At 29.6% G+C, this 16693-nt stretch carries 16 protein-coding genes; 15 read left to right on the plus strand and 1 reads right to left on the minus strand.

What is annotated here, in order from left to right; all coding sequences use genetic code 11:
• Positions 1 to 162 precede the first annotated feature (162 nt).
• Positions 163 to 1932 carry an AAA family ATPase gene (locus FVE77_RS04665; protein WP_026746590.1) on the plus strand — a complete coding sequence of 590 codons (1770 nt, stop codon included), beginning with the start codon at positions 163 to 165 and terminating at the stop codon, positions 1930 to 1932.
• A 125-nt stretch (positions 1933 to 2057) separates the two neighbouring features.
• Here the strand turns inward: FVE77_RS04665 and FVE77_RS04670 are convergent, their stop codons facing one another.
• Complete coding sequence (locus FVE77_RS04670) at positions 2058 to 2480, minus strand: pyridoxamine 5'-phosphate oxidase family protein (RefSeq protein ID WP_026746589.1); 423 nt, start codon at positions 2478 to 2480, stop codon at positions 2058 to 2060.
• An 87-nt stretch (positions 2481 to 2567) separates the two neighbouring features.
• Between FVE77_RS04670 and FVE77_RS04675 the strand changes: the two genes are divergently transcribed.
• From FVE77_RS04675 to miaA, 14 genes are all read left to right on the plus strand, one after another.
• The gene (locus FVE77_RS04675) at positions 2568 to 3287 is read left to right on the plus strand and encodes a helix-turn-helix transcriptional regulator (protein ID WP_036088105.1); all 720 of its coding nucleotides are present in this window, start codon (positions 2568 to 2570) and stop codon (positions 3285 to 3287) included.
• A 256-nt stretch (positions 3288 to 3543) separates the two neighbouring features.
• Positions 3544 to 4884 carry an exodeoxyribonuclease VII large subunit gene (xseA, locus tag FVE77_RS04680; RefSeq protein ID WP_026746588.1) on the plus strand — a complete coding sequence of 447 codons (1341 nt, stop codon included), beginning with the start codon at positions 3544 to 3546 and terminating at the stop codon, positions 4882 to 4884.
• 85 nt (positions 4885 to 4969) lie between these two features.
• Positions 4970 to 6286: an AAA family ATPase gene (locus FVE77_RS04685; protein WP_026746587.1), complete on the plus strand. Its 1317-nt coding sequence runs from the start codon at positions 4970 to 4972 to the stop codon at positions 6284 to 6286.
• Between the two features lie 9 nt (positions 6287 to 6295).
• A complete protein-coding gene (locus FVE77_RS04690; RefSeq protein WP_026746586.1) occupies positions 6296 to 6808 on the plus strand; it encodes a hypothetical protein in 513 nt (170 codons plus the stop codon).
• Positions 6809 to 6811: 3 nt separating this feature from the next.
• Positions 6812 to 7297: a deoxycytidylate deaminase gene (locus FVE77_RS04695; protein ID WP_026746585.1), complete on the plus strand. Its 486-nt coding sequence runs from the start codon at positions 6812 to 6814 to the stop codon at positions 7295 to 7297.
• A gap of 111 nt (positions 7298 to 7408) precedes the next feature.
• Entirely contained in the window at positions 7409 to 7951 is a 543-nt protein-coding gene (locus tag FVE77_RS04700) for an ECF-type riboflavin transporter substrate-binding protein (protein WP_018449748.1), read from the plus strand.
• Between the two features lie 150 nt (positions 7952 to 8101).
• Complete coding sequence (locus FVE77_RS04705) at positions 8102 to 9814, plus strand: ABC transporter ATP-binding protein (RefSeq protein ID WP_026746584.1); 1713 nt, start codon at positions 8102 to 8104, stop codon at positions 9812 to 9814.
• Positions 9815 to 10651 (plus strand): energy-coupling factor transporter transmembrane component T family protein, encoded by an 837-nt coding sequence (locus FVE77_RS04710; protein ID WP_026746583.1) that lies wholly within the window; start codon positions 9815 to 9817, stop codon positions 10649 to 10651.
• A gap of 55 nt (positions 10652 to 10706) precedes the next feature.
• Entirely contained in the window at positions 10707 to 11378 is a 672-nt protein-coding gene (locus FVE77_RS04715) for a uracil-DNA glycosylase (protein WP_026746582.1), read from the plus strand.
• A gap of 143 nt (positions 11379 to 11521) precedes the next feature.
• Positions 11522 to 12091, plus strand: coding sequence for a GNAT family N-acetyltransferase (locus FVE77_RS04720; protein ID WP_026746581.1), 570 nt, complete (start codon positions 11522 to 11524; stop codon positions 12089 to 12091).
• Between the two features lie 393 nt (positions 12092 to 12484).
• Positions 12485 to 13618, plus strand: a complete 1134-nt coding sequence (locus tag FVE77_RS04725) for a trans-sulfuration enzyme family protein (RefSeq protein WP_026746580.1) — start codon at positions 12485 to 12487, stop codon at positions 13616 to 13618.
• A gap of 19 nt (positions 13619 to 13637) precedes the next feature.
• Positions 13638 to 14324, plus strand: coding sequence for a thermonuclease family protein (locus tag FVE77_RS04730; protein WP_026746579.1), 687 nt, complete (start codon positions 13638 to 13640; stop codon positions 14322 to 14324).
• Positions 14325 to 14385: 61 nt separating this feature from the next.
• The gene (gene obgE / locus FVE77_RS04735; RefSeq protein ID WP_026746578.1) at positions 14386 to 15669 is read left to right on the plus strand and encodes a GTPase ObgE; all 1284 of its coding nucleotides are present in this window, start codon (positions 14386 to 14388) and stop codon (positions 15667 to 15669) included.
• A gap of 79 nt (positions 15670 to 15748) precedes the next feature.
• Positions 15749 to 16666 (plus strand): tRNA (adenosine(37)-N6)-dimethylallyltransferase MiaA, encoded by a 918-nt coding sequence (gene miaA / locus FVE77_RS04740; protein ID WP_026746577.1) that lies wholly within the window; start codon positions 15749 to 15751, stop codon positions 16664 to 16666.
• Positions 16667 to 16693: the final 27 nt, after the last annotated feature.

The raw sequence follows: 16693 nt of genomic DNA on the forward strand, positions 1-16693 counted from the left end.
ATTATTTTATCGTAAAATTATTTTAAAATCAAGTTTATCTCAATTATATGCAAATTTTTCAAAAATTAGAATAAAAAAATTAAATAAATATATTTGACTTTTAGAAAAAATATAAATATAATGTGATTAATAATAAATAAAAAAGAGAGGAATTGAGGGGATATGATTAAAAAGGGAAAAAATGAGAAAGTGGAAAAAAAGAAAAATTTGCCAGTTGGAATTGACAATTTTGAAGTGATGATACAAAATAATTACTATTATTTTGATAAAACTGGGCTAATTAAAGAAATTCTGGAAAGTGGAACGACAAGAATTTTGTTTACAAGACCACGCCGGTTTGGGAAATCCCTAAATATGTCGATGCTGAAATATTTTTTTGATGTGAAGAATAAAGATGAAAATAAGAAACTTTTCGAAAATTTAGAAATTTCTAAAAGTGAATATTTTGATAGACAAGGACAGAATCCAGTTATTTTTATCAGTTTTAAGGATTTTGAGGAAAAAAACTGGGAAAATGGTTTTAACAGTATAAAAGAGGAAATAAAATCCTTGTACAATGAATTCAGATTTTTGCGGGAAAAACTAGAAAAAAGCGATTTAATGGATTTTGATAATATATGGCTAAAAAAAAAGGAAGGTAATTACAGCCGTGCCTTGTCAAACTTATCAAGATATTTATTTGAATACTATGGAAAGAAAGTCGTTTTATTAATTGATGAATACGATAAGCCAATAATAAAAGCACATGCTAATGGGTATTATAATGATGTGATAAATTTTTTCAAGACTTTCTTTGAAAATGCATTAAAAGGAAATGATTATGCAGAAATCACAGTAATTACAGGAGTTTTAAGGATTGCTAAGGAAGGAATTTTTTCTGGACTTAATAATTTGGAAGTTCATACCATATTAGAAAAAAAATATAATGAATATTTTGGAATCTTGGAAAATGATGTTGAAAAAGCTCTGAAACATTATAATTTAGACGCTGAACTGGATGAAATAAAAAAATGGTATAATGGTTATTTGTTTGGAGATATAAATGTATACAATCCGTGGTCAATTATTAATTTTTTGAAATACAGGGATTTAAAAGCCCATTGGGTAAATACTTCAAGTAATGATGAAATTATGAACTATTTGGAAAATTCAGACGAGAAAATTATTTTTGAACTGGAGGAACTGCTTAGCCATAAGAGCATAAGAAAGGAAATTTATGATTTTGTGACGTTTCAGGATATAGATTATGCCTTGAACTTGAATAAAAATAATTACGGATTTGAAGTTAGGGAAAATGGCAAAAATTATGAAATTGAACGGGATTATTTTGTGAATGATTTTGGGTATGCGAATATTTGGCAGTTTTTCCTTCACAGTGGATATTTAACCATCGAAAAGAAGCTTGAAAGAAACGTTTACGACTTGAAAATTCCAAATGAGGAACTATTTGATTTTTTCAGAATCAGATTTTTGTATAGAACTTATCGGGGACATTACAGATTTTATGGACTTGGAGAGCATTTGATTAATGGAAATTATGAAAAATTCAGATTGGAAATAAGGGAACTTTTAAAAAATGCGATAAGTTTTAGAGACTTGAAGGAAGAAAATTCTTATCATCTGTTTGTAATTGGGTTAGTCTCAATAATGTCAGAAAATTATTTCGTAAAATCAAATGTAGAAAGTGGAGATGGAATTCCTGATTTGGTATTGAAGCCAAAAAATAAAACTAAAAAAGCATTTATATTTGAATTTAAGTATTCAAGAGCAAAAGATAGCAAAAATTTGAAAAGAACTGCAAAAAGCGCCTTGAAACAAATAAATGACAGGAATTATTCTGAAGGGTTAAAATATGAAGGTTATAAAGAAATTGTGAAAATTGGGATGGGATTTAGGAAAAAGGATGTGGAGGTTGTAGTAGAGGAAGAATGATTTATTATAAAAAAGGGTATGCTGAGTGATACCCTTTTAACTTATATTCAAATCGGTTTTTAGAAAACTAAATAAAATAGAAATTTGAAAAATAATCATAGATTTTAAACTTATTTTATGATTGATTATAAAATCTCAAATTCCTTAGTATTTTTAACATCAAGAGTAACAGTTGCTTTTGTAAAAGATACTTCATATAATTCCATAAAGTTTTCTCCTTCATCAATATTCTTTTTTACTTCTGGTATTTTTTTTATAAATTTGTTTTTTAAGTCTTGAACAGATTTTTGGCTTTTTCTTATAATTCCTTTAGCTTTAATGTGTTTTAGACCATCTATAGGAATTGTTGTAAAAGCTACTTTGTTATTTTGTTCAAATTCTACTGTTTTTTGACTATTCTTTAGTGTTAAAAAATATAAAATTTTCTCATCTGAATTATAATAAAATCTTACAATTCTTACATTAGGCTGATTACTTGAGTCTGAAGAAGCTATTGCCATATCAGTAGTTTTTTCCATAATTTCTAAAAAGTTATTTGTTATATCCATAATTTCCTCCTTAAATTTATATTTTGAATTATACTTCAAAATAGTATCAAAATATGGTACTATTAAAATAAAAAAATTGGGAGAAAAATGAAAAAATCAGAGCGAATTAATGATATGATGATATATCTTAATAATAAAGAGACTTTTAATTTAAAAGATATTATGGAAAAATACAATATTTCAAAAAATACAGCTTTAAGAGACATAAGATCTCTTGAGGAAATTGGAATGCCAATTTATTCTTTCAGCGGGAGAAATGGAAGGTATAAAATTTTAAAAAATAAACTGCTCTCTCCTGTTTTGTTTAATGTAAATGAAATATATGCGTTATACTTCACTATGCTTACGTTAAAAGGCTATAAAACAACACCTTTTCATTTAGATATTGAAAAATTGAAAGAAAAATTTAAAAGCTGTCTTCCACAAAAGCAAATGGAAGAAATTAATAAAATGGAGGCAATATTAAATTTTGAAGTTTCAAAGCATCAAAAGGAAAGTCCGCTTTTAAAGAAAATTCTTGAAAATTCAATAGAAGAAAAAGTTTGTAAAATTTTGTATAAAGAAGAAAAGAAAGAGAAATATTATTTTGTTCAGTTTTTCAAAATATCATCTGCTTATGGACAGTGGCTTGCTTCGGGATATGATTTTGAAGATAGGGAAATTAAAAATTTTCAATGTGATAAAATTATCTACTTAGCAGAAGATGATAAATTTGAATCAATATCTTTTCAAAAGTTTGTTAATTTAAATTCAGATATGTATAAAATTCATAATTGCAATATGATAAATTTTGAGCTTGAAATATAGTTTTAAGTAAAGTATCATAGTTTTGTAATTATATATGGTAAGGTAGTTTTAAAATTGAGTTCAAAAGTTATGACTATTTTACTTAAACTTTAAATTTATATAATTTTAGTAGCTTAATTTAAAATAGATTTTAGCATATATTATAAAAATTTTAGAAAATATTTAAATTAATTGTGTAAAAAAATTTCATCAGTTGAGAAAAGATATGAAATATGTTATTATTAAAGAACAAAAAATGTAAGAAATGGGTGAAATTATGGAACAGACAGTATTTTCCGTAAGTGATATAAATAGGGAAGTTAAAATGTTTTTAGAGGGGACAAATACTTTTAAGAACATTTTTATTGAAGGGGAACTTTCTAATATTACGTATTATCGTTCGGGACATTTGTATTTTACGTTAAAAGATGCAAGTGCAAGTGTGAAATGTGCTATTTTTCGTTATAAATATAGAGGAGTGCCTGAAGACTTAAAGGAAGGGGATTTAGTAAAAATTCGAGGTAGCGTTACGCTTTATGAAGCAAATGGAAGTTATCAGATTGTAGCGGATTTTCTTGAAAAAAGTAATTCTCTTGGGCTGCTTTATGAGAAAATGGAAATGCTTAAAAAGTTGTATTTTGAAAAGGGATATTTTTCTGATGAAATAAAAAAACGATTACCTAAATTACCTATAAATATCGGTGTTGTAACAGCTGATACAGGAGCAGCAATCAGGGATATTATAAATACAACGCATAAAAGATTTCCAAATGTGAATATTTACCTTTACCCAGCAAAGGTTCAGGGAGAAGGGGCAGCAAGGGAAGTTTCGGCAGGAATTGAGTTTTTTAATAGAATGAACGAAGAAAAGTACCTTGAAATAGATACGCTTATTGTTGGACGTGGTGGAGGAAGTATTGAGGATTTGTGGGCATTTAATGAGGAAGCTGTGATAGAAGCTATTTATAAGTCTGAAATTCCCGTAATTTCGGCGGTAGGACATGAAATTGATAATCTTCTTTCAGACTTAGTCGCTGATAAACGGGCGGCTACACCAACTCAGGCAGCAGAAATCTTGATTCCTGAAAAAGATAAATTAACAGATGAACTGGAAAGTAAAAAGAATCTTTTGAGTAAATTACTTTTAAACAGGGTTGCAATGATGAAAAAAGAGCTGGAATACAGAAAAAATAATTATTATATAAAGAATTTTGCAAATATTCTGGATAATAAAAAATTTGACTTGATGGAAAAGGAACAGAAATTATCAAGAGAACTTAGAAGAATTGTACAAAAATCACGAGAACAGCTGGATTATCGAAAACAGAGATTTGACAGAATTAATTTGCAAAAAATAATTTTAAGTGAAAAAGAAAATTTGAAGAAAAAATCAGCGGAGCTTAATCAAATAATACTGGAATTTTTTGAGAATCGAAAAAAGGAACTCAAATATAAAAAGGCACAGCTTTCAAAATATTCAGTAAGTGATATTTTGAAACAAGGTTATACAATAACTCGAAAAAATGGGAAGATTGTTAAGAGAGGGATTGAACTTAGCAAGGAAGATAAGCTGGAGATAGAGTTTTCAGATGTTAAGAAGAAAGTGGTTGTTAAGTAATTATTATTAAAGAAAAATATTGATTTTTTCAACCTTTTGTATTAAAATATACAAAATATATATTTTTTAAAAGGAGTGGTTTAGGATGGAATTTTATCTTTTAGAATTTAGATTAAATGGAATAAAAAATATTGAAAAAACAATTGAAATTAGTTTTTATAAGCAGGATATTCGCAATTTTAATAGGGAAAATTATAATGTTAAAGGAATTTTTGGAAGGAATGGAATTGGGAAAACTGCTGTTATAAAAGGAATTGAAATTTTAAGAAATATTGTATTAGACAGTGACTATTTGATTTTAAAAAGTAGTTTGTTAAATGAAATAATAAGTAAAAAACTTAAAGAGTGTTATTTGTCTGCTGAATTTTTAGTTGTTGATAAAAATAATAAAAAACATATTTTTGAACATTCAATAAGTTTGAAAATAGAAAATGGGAAAATTATTATTACAAAAGAAATAATAAATAAAAAAAAGCTAGATAGAAAAGAGATATTAAAAACATTAATTATAGAAAATGGAAAGATAAACAAAGAGAAGTCAAATTATTTTAAAAATTTAGATGAAATAGAAAAGTTATCAATGAATTTGCTGGATAGAAAAAGTATAATAAAACTGGTTATTGATGATGTTGAAAAAAATATTGAAAAATATGAAACAAATGAATTAAAATCTGAAAAATTTGGAGTTATATATTTATATGTAATGTATTCAAAAATTAATGTCTTTACTCATTTGGAAGATAGTCATTATAAAATGATTTATATCAATTTTAAAAATCAAAATTGGCTTGATAAAATATATATTGATTATGTAAATCAAGAAGCTAAAAAGAGAAATATCTTATCTAAAACAAAAGAAGAAATTGAAAATTTGAATAAAAATTTAAAAAGAAAAGAAAGATTTTTAAAATTATTTAATCCTGAACTAAAAAAAATAGAGTTTGAAAAGAAAGATTTTGATGAAAATTATTATGAAATTGAATATGTTTTCAACTACAAGGATTACAAAATAAATTTTGAATATGAAAGTATGGGAATGAAGTCACTGTTTAGATTATTTGATGTTTTAGATACAGTTAATAATGGTGGAATTGTGTTTGTTGATGAAATAGATATGAGTATTCATGATTTATATTTGAATAGGTTAATTGAGTTTTTTGCTGAAAATGGGAAAGGACAGTTTACGTTTACAGCTCATAATACAAGTATTTTGGATACTTTAAAAAAATATAAAAATTCGATAGATTTTATGACTGAATATCAGGAAATAAAGCCTTGGATAAAAAATGGAAATTATTCTCCAAGAAAGCAGTATTTGGAGGGAATGTTACCCAATATGCCATATAATATTGAATATTATGATTTTTTTGAGATATTTAATACGTTTGAAGAGGAGAATTAAGGGGGAATTATGAAACTGTGGCTGTTTTTGGTTGAGGGAAATTCAGATAAAATATATGTTGATAAAATTATCAAGTATTATGTGAAATCTGAAAAATTGAAAAAAGAAATTAAATTAGAATGGATTATTCTTGACGGGAAATATAATTATAATAAAAAAGATAAACAAATTAATCAGAAAATAGATAAATTTAAAAATCAAAATAGAGATTCTGATTACGAGATTATCTATGTTATTGACTTAGATAAATGTAGAAATAATGAGAAAGACAGAATATTTTTAGTTGATATAAAGAAATTTGTTCAAAAAAATAAATATAAATTAATAAAAAATAATGAAAATATCGAAATGATTTTAAAAATTGATAATAAGTCTAAAAATAAAAAGGAAAAAGTTAAAATCGCTGAAAAATTTATAATGAAAGAATCAATTGAAAAATATTTAAGGATTGAAGAACTTGAAAATGTAAGTATTGGAAGTAATATTTTTAAAATATTGGATATTTTAGAAAGTGGGGTATGAAGAATGTCTAAAAGAGATAACTATTTATCATGGGATGAATATTTTATGGGAATTGCGTTTTTGTCTGGAATGAGAAGCAAAGATCCGTCTACACAGGTGGGAGCATGTATTATTGACGAAGATAAGAAAATAATAGGAATTGGATATAACGGATTTCCGATGGGAAGTTCTGATGACAGTATGCCTTGGGGTAAAGAAGGGGAGTTTTTGGAAACGAAATACCCCTATGTTGTGCATGCTGAACTGAACGCTATCCTTAACAGTATAAAATCATTGAAGAACTGTACTATTTATGTAACACACTTTCCATGCAATGAATGTGCAAAAGCAATCGTGCAGTCAGGAATAAAAAAGGTAATATATTTTTCCGATAAGCACAAGTCGCTTGATTCTACAAAGGCTTCAAGAAGGATTTTTGAAAATGCGCAGGTAGAAACGATACATCTTGAAATTGACAAAAAAGCGATAAATATCCAGTTTAAAGATTAAATATAATTTAATAAAATTTATGAAAAAGTATTGTTATTTTTAGTTGAGAAAAAAGTAATATTAGTATATAATGTATTTAAACTTTTGAAAATTTTAAAAGAGGTGAGACTAATGGAAGCAACAACAATTAAAAAAGTGGTAGCAATGGGAATCGGTGCAGCGATTTATATTGTATTATCAAGATTTGTAGCAATTCCGACACCAATTCCGAATACGACATTGCAAGTGACTTTTGCTTTTGTGGCGTTGATGGCATTTATATATGGACCTGCAGTTGGTCTGGGGATTGGATTTATTGGGCATACGCTTAATGATATTTCGGGATACGGAAGTGTGTGGTTCAGCTGGGTTGCAGCGGCGGCATTTTTTGGGCTGGCAACTGGATTTTTAGGAAAAATTGTTAAAATTGAGAATTTTAATGGAGCAAAAATTGTAAAATTTATAGTGGGAGAAGTAATTATAAGTTTGATAAGCTGGGTAGTTTTAGCTCCAATTATTGATATTGCAATATATAAGGAACCACAGGCGAAAGCATTTGCACAAGGAGTTACAGCGGCACTTGGAAATATGATAGTTGTAGCAATTTTAGGTACAATTTTAATATTTGCATTTTCAAAAACAATAGTAAGCAAAGGAAGCTTAAAACAGGAATAATTTAAATAACCCGCATTTTTCAAGTAGCTTTGATGGCTGTGAGAAGATTAGGCGGGTATTTTGTTTAAACTTTATAAAATAAAAATTTACAATTTAGATTACTGAATAAATTTAAATGAAAATATATTCCTAACTTGAAGGGAGGAGAATTTGGAAGAAAATAGAAAAATTGCTGTAAATTTTGAAAATTTTACATTTAAATATGAAAGTCAGTCGGAACCTACATTACATAATATAAATTTGAAAATTTATGAAGGGGAGAAAGTCGTTATAATAGGGCCGTCAGGCTCGGGAAAAAGCACTTTGGGACATTGTATAAATGGACTTGTTCCTTATTTTTACAAGGGGGAAATAACAGGAAAGTTTGAGATTTATGGGAAAAAGTGTAAGGAAGTATTTGAACATTCTAAATATGTGGGAACTGTTCTTCAGGATTCGGATGCACAGTTTGTGGGGCTTACTGTTGCGGAAGATATAGCGTTTGCTCTGGAAAATGATGAAGTAAAGACACAGATTATGAAAGAGAAGGTAAAGGAAATAGCAAAATTTGTAAAAATTGAAACACTGCTTGACTTGAAGCCACATGATTTATCTGGGGGACAGAAGCAGAAAGTGTCACTTGCTGGAATAATGGTGGAGGATACCAACATTGTTCTATATGATGAACCGCTTGCAAATCTTGATCCTTTGAGTGGAAAATACGCTATTGAACTGATAGACGAACTTCATAATAATAAAAAACTAACTACAATAATTATAGAGCATAGGCTTGAAGATGTGCTGCACAGGGGAATTGACAGGATTATTGTTGTGAATGAAGGCAGAATTATTGCTGACGATAGACCAGATAATATTTTAACTGGAAATTTGCTAAGCAGTATGAACATAAGAGAGCCTTTGTATATTTCCTTGCTAAAATACAGTAATGTCAACCTTGAGAAATATAGCAGTATTTCTAATATTGAAAAGATTGACTTTTCTGAATCAAAAGACGGCATTTTAAACTGGATAAAATATAATTCTCCCAAGGCAAGGGAAAAATCTGAAGAAACATTATTAAAACTTGAAAATATATCATTTTCATACAATGAGAAAAGAAAAATATTAAAAAATATAGATATAGATGTAAAAAAAGGTGAAATGATAAGCATAGTTGGTTCAAATGGAGCGGGAAAATCGACGCTGTCAAAGGTTATCGCAGGATTTGAAAAGCAGGATGAAGGAAAGATTTACTATAAAAATTTAGATATAAGTGATGAAAATATAACAAAAAGGGCTGAAAAAATAGGTTTTGTACTGCAAAATCCGAATGCAATGATTTCAAAAGTTACAGTTTTTGATGAAGTAGCATTAGGTCTAAAAACTAGAGGAGTTTCAGAAGATGAAATAGAAAAAAGAGTTATTGAAATTCTGGAAATATGTAAATTAAAGCCATTTAGAAAATGGCCTATAAAAGCACTTAGCTATGGGCAGAAAAAAAGGGTTACAATAGCATCTGTCCTTGTATTACAGCCTGAGATGATAATAGTGGATGAGCCGACAGCAGGGCAGGATTTATTTCATTACAGGGAAATAATGGAATTTTTGAAACAGCTGAATGAATTAGGGATTACAATTTTATTTATAACGCATGATATGCATTTGATGTTAGAGTATACTGACAAGGCATACGTTTTTAATGAAGGTAAAATTATAAAATCAGGAAATCCAGCACAGATTTTGGCAGATAGGAATGTGTTGGAACAGGCAAATTTGAAGGAAACTTCACTTCACTATGTGGCGGAAAAGGCTGGGATAAATTCGGAAGAGCTTATAAGAACATTTGTGCATTATGAAAAAGAGCAGAAAAAGGCGGGTGATTAGATGGCAGGTACATTTTTACTGGAATATATCGAAAAGGATTCTGTGATTCATAGACTAAATGGAGCGGCAAAACTGATTTGTTTCATATTGTGGACTGTTGCGATTATGTTTACTTACGATACGAGGCTTCTTTTAATTTTGACATTTTTAGGATTTGTACTTTTCAGAATTTCCAAAATAAAGTTTAATGAAATAAAAATTGTATTTTATCTAATTACTATTTTTCTTGTATTAAATTTAATTATGATTTTTTTATTTTCTCCGCTTGAAGGAACAAAAATTTATGGAACAAGGCATGATATTTTGAAAATTTTTGGAAATTATGTAATAACAAAGGAACAGCTGTTTTATGAGTTTAATATATTTGTCAAGTATTTTTCGGTTATTCCTGTCGCTTTGCTGTTTATAATTACAACAAATCCAAGCGAGTTTGCGTCTTCATTAAACAGGATAGGTGTGCCGTACAAATTTTCTTATGCAGTTTCAATTGCACTAAGATATATTCCAACTGTGCAAGAGGACTTTGTTACAATTAGCAAGGCACAGCAGGCAAAAGGAATAGATATTTCCAAAAATGTAAAATTAATAACAAGAATAAAAAATATATCCTATACATTAATGCCGTTAATATTTTCAAGCATTGAAAAAATAGATATTATAAGCAATGCAATGATTTTAAGAGGATTTGGAAAAAGAAAAAAGAGAACGTGGTATCAGGCAAGAAAAATGAAAATGCCAGATATCATAGCAATCGTTGTAACAGCAATATTTGTAATTATTTCAATTGTACTTATAAAAATAAATGGTGGAAGATTTTATAATCCTTTTGTAAATTAGGAAGATTTGACTGTGAAATAAGATTTGAATTTTTAAGGAGAGGAATGATGGGAAAATGGTTAATATCGGAAATGACTGGGATGAAATTTTTAAAAAAGAAAAAGAATTTGAAAAAGATTACTATTTGGATTTGAGAAAATTTTTAGTGAAAGAATATAAGACAAAAACAATTTATCCTGATAAAAATGAGATTTTTTCTGCATTTAAGCTAACTAGTTATAAGGACTGCAAAGTTGTAATTCTAGGACAGGATCCGTATCATGGTGAAAATCAGGCACATGGAATGGCATTTTCTGTAAAGCAGGGAGTTGCCTTGCCACCTTCCCTAAAAAATATTTATAAAGAAATTGAAAATGAATTTGGGTATAAAATGAGTAAAAATGGATTTCTTGAAAAATGGGCAAAACAGGGAGTATTGCTTTTAAATACGGCACTTACTGTAGTTGCTGGAAATGCCAACTCACATTCAAAAATAGGCTGGGAGATTTTTACAGATAATGTGATAAAATATTTGAATGAACGTGAAGAGCCAATAATTTTCATACTTTGGGGAAATAATGCCAAAAGCAAGAAAGCCTTTATTGATACAAATAGACACTATATTTTGGAAAGTGTTCATCCAAGCCCATTATCTGCAAGCCGTGGATTTTTTGGCTGTGGACACTTTAAGAAAGTTAATGATATTTTGAAAGAACTAGGGAAAGAGGAAATTGACTGGCAAATATAAAAATAAAAAAACTATAAAAATTAAGCAACATTGCTATATGAGTCAAGTTCTCTTATATTAAAAATATAAAATTACCGTATCAACAAGATTCTACAGAATTTTTTAAAATGATTATTTAAATTTTATGAAAGGGAGGAGTTTTTGTGAATTTTAGAAAATCAACTTTTGATGATGTGGAGAGAATTTTGGAAATCATCGAAAAAGCAAAAATTGAACTAAGGAAACTTGGTTTAGATCAATGGCAAAATGGATATCCAGATCGAAAAGTTATTGAAAATGATGTGAAAAATGGGATTAGTTATGTTTTAGAAGAAATTTCCGAAAAGAATGATAAATCCGAAAATCAGATTTCTAAAAAAATTATCGGAACTATTGTATTGTCGCCTAAAAAGGAAGAGCCATATTCTAAAATTGAAGGAAAATGGATAACAAATGATGATTATATTGTAATTCACAGGCTGGCAGTTGATTCTGAAATAAAGAATAAAGGGATTGCAACAAAGATATTAGAATTTTCGGAAAAAGAGTGCATAAAAAACAAAATGCTCAGTATAAAAGCAGATACACATGAAAACAATGAACCAATGAAGAGATTTCTTGAAAAGAATGGATTCAGCTACTGCGGTGTGATTTATTTGGATAGAGAGCCTGATGTTGGGGAAAAGAGAATTGCCTATGAGAAAATAATAAAAATACCACATAAATTATTTTAAGTATTCAAATAAAAGACTTTTTAAATTTTAGATTATTTTTTCATTAACAATAGTTTGCTTGATAATTTTTAATCAAAATAACAGTTTGTGATTAAATTAAAATGTCGTGATTTTTTGGAAATGAAATCAATTGTTTGAGCGAAGTTGCACGTAGCGAGTTTCGATTTTGTTTTCAAAAAATACTTAGATAAGCTGGGATTGTAAAGGAGATGGCGATTGATATCCTTTACGTTAAAAAAAAAGAAAAGATATTAAAAGAAATAAAAAAATAAATATTAATAAGAAATCATTAATTAGGATAATAAAAAATAAAAATTAAATATTTTAAGATTAGAATAATATCAAAAGTTTAGATGGTAAAATAGTAAAAAAGAAATGGAGTGTGAGATTGTTATGAGATTTGAAACAAAAACGATACATGGGATAAGAAAAGAAAAGAAGAAGGAATTATGGGGAACAAATGTTAATTTTGCTTCAACTTTTCCTGTGGCAGAATTTGGAGTGACGCAGGAATTTGAATATTCAAGAGTTTCGGCTCCTACGAGAAATGAGCTTGAAGAAATACTTGCTGCATTGGAAAATGGGAAATATGGATATGCCTTTTCATCTGGAATGGCGACTACAACGTCTGTATTTACAATGTTTAAAGCTGGAGATCATATTATTTTAGGCCAGGATATTTATGGTGGGACTTATAGGATTGTTCACGATATTTATTCAAAATTTGGATTGGAATACACTTTTGTCGATACAACTGACCTAAATAATATCCGAAATGCAATTAAGGAAAATACAAAGGCTATTTTTATTGAAACTCCGTCAAATCCATTGCTTGATGTTACGGATATGAGAGGAGTTGCAGAGATTGCAAAAGAGCATAGCTTGATAACAATTGCAGACAATACTTTTATGACTCCGTATTTACAGAAACCGCTTGATTTTGGGATTGACATTGTAATTCATAGTGCAACTAAATTTTTGTCTGGGCATCATGATTTGCTGGCTGGAGTTGCGATTACAAATGATGAGGAGCTTGCGGAAAAAATTAAGTTTTCACAAGTTGCGGCTGGAGCCTTAATTTCTCCATTTGACAGCTGGCTTTTGATGAGAAGTCTTAAAACATTGAAGCTTAGAGTGGAAGCGGCACAAACGAATGCAGAAAAACTGATAGAATTTTTTCAAAGCCATGATGCAGTTGATAAAATTTACTATCCGGCTTTGGATACAAATAAAGGTAAAAAAATTCATGAAAGTCAGGCAACAGGCGGAGGTTCAGTATTCTCATTTACTTTAAAGGACGATTCAAAAGTAAAAACATTTTTTGAAAGCTTGAAAGTGGCGCTATTTGCAGCGAGTCTTGGTGGAGCAGAAACTTTGGTAACTCATCCAAGTACAATTACGCACGCCGAAATGCCTGATGAAGAAAAAGAGGCTAGAGGATTTACAAATTCATTGATAAGAATAGCTGTTGGATTTGAGAATATTGATGATTTGATTGAAGATTTTAAACAGGCATTGGAAAAATAAAGAATAAAGGAAAAAATAGATGGCAACAAAAAGAAGAAGAAAAACTGGAAGAAGTTCAAAAGTTGGAAATGAAAAATTAATTGCCGCGATAATTACTGTATTATTAGCAATATTTGGATTTGCATACAATGGAGTTAATTCAAAATCGAGTAAAAAAAGAGCAAAAACAATCAATTCCAAAAAAAGTACAGCTGCAAAAAGTACAAAAAATAATTCTTCAAATGCTAAAGTTCTGCAAAATCCAACTATTCTGAAAGGTTATCAGGCTGTAAAAGTCAGCGATGGAGATACTATGAATGTTCAGAAAGTGGAAAATGGAAAATTTACTGGGGAAGTTATAAAAATCAGGATGTTTGGAATTGATGCTCCTGAAAAGACGCAGGATTATGGTAATGAAAGCAAACAGGCACTGGAAAAGCTGGTGAGTGGAAAGACACTTGAAATTGAGGAGAAAAACAGGGATAGATATGGCAGAACAGTGGCTGTAGTCTATGCTGACGGAAAAAATGTAAATGAGGAAATGGTAAAGGCTGGGAATGCGTGGTGGTATCAGGAATACGATAAAAATGATACTAGAATGCAGGCTTATCAGGAAAATGCCAAAAAGAATAAACTTGGACTGTTTGGGAAAAGAGGATATATAGAGCCGTGGAATTACAGAAGAGAGAAAAAGGCGGCAGCAACGGGCAGAACTAAAAGTAAATAATGAGTTTAAGTAATTTTGTTAAATGAATAAAAAGAAGTGAAATAAAGAAAAGGATGATAAGATGTTTATAGATGAAAGTGTAATTACGGTAATTTCTGGAAACGGAGGAGATGGAGCGGCTACATTCAGACGTGAAAAATTTGTCCAGTTTGGAGGGCCTGACGGTGGAGATGGCGGAAAAGGCGGAGATATTGTCTTTATCGCTGATCCGAATATTAACACTCTTGTGGATTTTAAGAGCAGTAAAAAATTTAAGGCACAAGACGGGACAAAAGGGTCTGCTGCACGTTCTACTGGAAAATCAGGGGAAGACTTGATTATAAAAGTTCCAGTTGGAACAATGATTAGGGATTTTGAAACTAATAAACTGCTGCTCGACTTGGATAGTCCAAATGAAAAAGTAATATTTTTAAAAGGTGGAGACGGCGGACGTGGAAACATTCATTTCAAATCATCAGTAAAAAAAGCTCCAAGAATTGCAGAAAGTGGGCGTGAAGGTGTAGAGTTAAAAATAAAGCTGGAATTAAAACTGCTTGCTGATGTGGCTCTCGTGGGTTATCCAAGTGTAGGAAAATCAAGTTTTATTAATAAAGTGTCAGCTGCCAAATCAAAAGTTGCAAGTTACCATTTTACAACATTAAAACCTAAATTGGGGGTTGTCAGAATGGGAGATGAGGAAAGTTTTGTGGTGGCGGATGTGCCAGGACTTATTGAAGGTGCTCACGAAGGAGTGGGACTTGGAGATAGATTTTTAAAGCATATTGAAAGATGTAAGCTGATTATTCATATTGTCGATATTTCAGGCCTTGATGGGCGTAACCCTAAAGAAGATTTTATAAAAATAAATCACGAATTAAAAAATTACAGCGAAAAGTTATCTCAAAAGAGGCAGATTGTAGTAGCAAATAAAATTGATATGCTCTATGAAGATGAAAAATACGATGAATTTGAAAAATTTGTGAAGGAAAATGGAGCAGAATACGTGTATCCAGTTTCTGTAATCGCAAATGACGGATTAAAACTAGTTTTATCAAAGGCGTGGGAATTAATTCAGGAAATACCTAGAGAAGAGCTGGAAGAAGTTTATTCGGTTGAGGAACTAATTCAGGAAAATAACAGGAAAGAAGACTGGATTGTTAAGAAAACAGCTGACAATGTATTTGAAGTGGATGGACGTATTGTGGATGATGTGCTTAAAAAGTATGTGTTTATTGGAGAAGAAGGAATAATAAATTTCCTTCAGAAGATGAGAAGTCTTGGAATGGAGACAGAGCTTGAAAAGGCTGGGGTTGAAGAAGGAGGTATTATAATTATTGCTGGATACGAATTTGAATATGTGATTTAGTAATAAATTTTTATAAAAATATTTACAAAGAAAGAAAAATGTGGTTTACTTATAATGAGGGAGGATAAAAAATTAGAAAATGCAAAAAAAATTAAAAGGGATTGTTATTGCAGGTGCGACGGGAGTTGGGAAAACGGATTTGTCAGTAAAACTTGCAAAACAGCTAAATGCAGTGATTATATCGGCAGATGCATCTCAAGTTTATAAGGAACTGAATATTGGAACAGCAAAGATAGCTCATGAAGAAATGCAGGGAATACCACATTATATGATTGACCTTGTAAACCCTGATGAAGATTATTCTGTGGGAGATTTTGAAAGAGCTGTAAATGCTATTTTGAATGAAAATTGTCAAAATACTGAAAAAAATGTTATTATTGCAGGTGGAACAGGACTTTATATAAAATCAATTACAGATGGATTTGCACAGTTGCCGTCAAAAGATGAAAAAATTAGAGCTGATTTAGAAAGCAGGAATATAGAAGAATTACAGGAGATGCTAAAAAGGCTCGATAAAAAGTCTTATGATGAGATTGATTTATCCAACAAATTACGATTAGTCAGGGCTATTGAAGTTTGTCTTTTGACTGGTGGAAAATTTAGTGAACTGCGTGTTCAAAATGTCAAGAATAATAGCTATGAATTTCTCAAAATCTTTCTTACGCGGGATAGGAAAGAACTTTATGAGCGTATTAACAAGCGAGTGGACATTATGATTTCAAAGGGGCTTGTTGAAGAAGTGCACAAAATATATACGAAATATAACAAAGGTTGTTTCAAAATATCGTCGATAGGCTACAAGGAATTATTTTGCTATTTTGATGGGAAAATAACGTTAGAGGAAGCTATTGAAGAAATAAAAAAGGAAAGTCGAAGATATGCAAAAAGACAAATGACATGGTTCAAAAAAGAAAAAAACTATATTACTTATAATTTGTCAGAATTAACTGAAGACGAAGTAATGAAAAATATTTTTGAAAAATGGAAAAAATTTTAGAAAGGAGATTACAGGCTGTGTCCTGTA

Origin of the sequence: Leptotrichia hofstadii, from assembly GCF_007990525.1 — a bacterium.
Taxonomy (GTDB): Bacteria; Fusobacteriota; Fusobacteriia; order Fusobacteriales; family Leptotrichiaceae; genus Leptotrichia; species Leptotrichia hofstadii.

Excerpts from the sequence above, each read along its gene's own strand:
- FVE77_RS04665 (WP_026746590.1), top strand. The coding sequence starts at position 163 with ATGATTAAAAAGGGAAAAAATGAGAAAGTGGAAAAAAAGAAAAATTTG.
- FVE77_RS04670 (WP_026746589.1), bottom strand. The coding sequence starts at position 2,480 with ATGGATATAACAAATAACTTTTTAGAAATTATGGAAAAAACTACTGAT.
- FVE77_RS04675 (WP_036088105.1), top strand. The coding sequence starts at position 2,568 with ATGAAAAAATCAGAGCGAATTAATGATATGATGATATATCTTAATAAT.
- xseA (WP_026746588.1), top strand. The coding sequence starts at position 3,544 with ATGGAACAGACAGTATTTTCCGTAAGTGATATAAATAGGGAAGTTAAA.
- FVE77_RS04685 (WP_026746587.1), top strand. The coding sequence starts at position 4,970 with ATGGAATTTTATCTTTTAGAATTTAGATTAAATGGAATAAAAAATATT.
- FVE77_RS04690 (WP_026746586.1), top strand. The coding sequence starts at position 6,296 with ATGAAACTGTGGCTGTTTTTGGTTGAGGGAAATTCAGATAAAATATAT.
- FVE77_RS04695 (WP_026746585.1), top strand. The coding sequence starts at position 6,812 with ATGTCTAAAAGAGATAACTATTTATCATGGGATGAATATTTTATGGGA.
- FVE77_RS04700 (WP_018449748.1), top strand. The coding sequence starts at position 7,409 with ATGGAAGCAACAACAATTAAAAAAGTGGTAGCAATGGGAATCGGTGCA.
- FVE77_RS04710 (WP_026746583.1), top strand. The coding sequence starts at position 9,815 with ATGGCAGGTACATTTTTACTGGAATATATCGAAAAGGATTCTGTGATT.
- FVE77_RS04715 (WP_026746582.1), top strand. The coding sequence starts at position 10,707 with ATGGTTAATATCGGAAATGACTGGGATGAAATTTTTAAAAAAGAAAAA.
- FVE77_RS04725 (WP_026746580.1), top strand. The coding sequence starts at position 12,485 with ATGAGATTTGAAACAAAAACGATACATGGGATAAGAAAAGAAAAGAAG.
- FVE77_RS04730 (WP_026746579.1), top strand. The coding sequence starts at position 13,638 with ATGGCAACAAAAAGAAGAAGAAAAACTGGAAGAAGTTCAAAAGTTGGA.
- obgE (WP_026746578.1), top strand. The coding sequence starts at position 14,386 with ATGTTTATAGATGAAAGTGTAATTACGGTAATTTCTGGAAACGGAGGA.
- miaA (WP_026746577.1), top strand. The coding sequence starts at position 15,749 with ATGCAAAAAAAATTAAAAGGGATTGTTATTGCAGGTGCGACGGGAGTT.